This is a genomic window from Hymenobacter lapidiphilus (assembly GCF_013377885.1).
In the GTDB taxonomy this organism is placed as follows: Bacteria; Bacteroidota; Bacteroidia; order Cytophagales; family Hymenobacteraceae; genus Hymenobacter; species Hymenobacter lapidiphilus.
The window spans coordinates 1-1,425 of record NZ_JABKAU010000088.1 but is presented as its reverse complement, the minus strand read 5'-3'; the positions used below and the strand labels follow the sequence as shown (position 1 = coordinate 1,425).

Below are 1,425 nucleotides of genomic sequence, written 5' to 3'. Positions count from 1 at the left end.
AGCTTGCGTGACCATCAGACAGAGATTTGCTTCAAGATACCGCCAAGTGCGTAAGTCCTACCTAAATCAAAAATGCCAGCAACATGCCACAATGTGTTCAGTCAAACGGTCCATATTCTTCACTACATTGCTTTTCTATGAGCAAGATATTATACAGCGCATGCTTGCTACAAGTGCTGGCGCATGCTACTTACGCGCAAACGGGGGCCGATATGCTCCGGAAGTACCAGGCCGCTATTGGCTCCTTCCGCACGGCCGATTACGTGGTACAGCGGATTGACACGTTTGGCAACGGCCAGGTATGGAATAATACGGGGCGCGTCGTTCTGCAACGCAACCCGACAAGCAAGTTGCTTGGGGCCGCCTTTTTAGCTTCCCGCCCCGACTTGGCCCAGTCCTACTTTTACGATGGTACTACCGGGTTTGAACTCGATGACAAAGCCAAGACCTTCATCCTGGTAAAGGAGCCGTACGAGCCAAGTGTGCTCGGCAGCCCGGCGGGTCAAATGCTGGTGGAAGAGCTCCTCGCCATTGACCCCACCTACGAAACGGTTACCTATCGCCGGGGGCGAGCAGGCCAAGGCGGGGTGCTCAGGTTGAAGTACCCAGACCAACCGGCCCTGGACGTGTTGGAGCGTTACACGGACGTGACGATAGATGAGGCCAGCGGCTTGCCGCGTTCCGTGCGCACGTCCGTCGTTCGGGGCGGTGGCCACTGGGTGACGCGAAAGGTGCTGTCAAAACTGCGCCTCAACGACGCCTCATCGGCCGCTGCACTGCACAATCCCGCCTTTTTGACGGCGTATGCCTCCTCTGTTCCCGTTCCCCGTCCCGTTGTGAACACGTCACTCGTGGGGAAGCCGGCTCCGGCCTTTCGGCTCATCAGCCTGGCCAAGAAGCCCGTGCAGTTGCGCGACTTCCGTGGCAAAGTTGTCGTGCTCGATTTCTGGGAAACCTCGTGCGCCCCCTGCGTGAAAGCCATGCCCCAATTGCAGCAACTGCAAGAACAATACGGCAATAAAGTGGTGGTTATCGGGGTGCTGCTAGACCCGGGTGCCTCGGAACGAGCGCAAGGCATCCTGCGTCGCCAGCAAGCACATTATCTAAACGTCGTGGGCACGAAGGCGGAGGAATCGGCTTATCATGTGCGTGCCTTTCCGCGATACGTCGTGATCGGCAAGGATGGCAAAGTGCTCTTAGACAAGGAGGGGGGGCTTCACATAGAGGCCGTAAAAAGCGCAGTCAAACTTGCGGTAAGCAAATGACTTAGATATATAAATGCTGTGCAGTAGGTTTGTGTAAGCTTGTCGTTCAAATAAACGGTCCAACGAGCAAAACGAGGCTTTAACGTGCTTGGATAACGTGAAGTAACCGGACTAGCTGGCGACGTGGTGTTCTACACAAGTCGTACAACCTACGCGCTAC

At 55.7% G+C, this 1,425-nt stretch carries 1 protein-coding gene; it reads left to right on the top strand.

Features of this window, described 5'->3' with window-relative positions:
• The first annotated feature begins 137 nt into the window (after positions 1–137).
• Complete coding sequence (locus HW554_RS20140) at positions 138–1,265, top strand: TlpA family protein disulfide reductase (protein ID WP_176910321.1); 1,128 nt, start codon at positions 138–140, stop codon at positions 1,263–1,265.
• Positions 1,266–1,425: the final 160 nt, after the last annotated feature.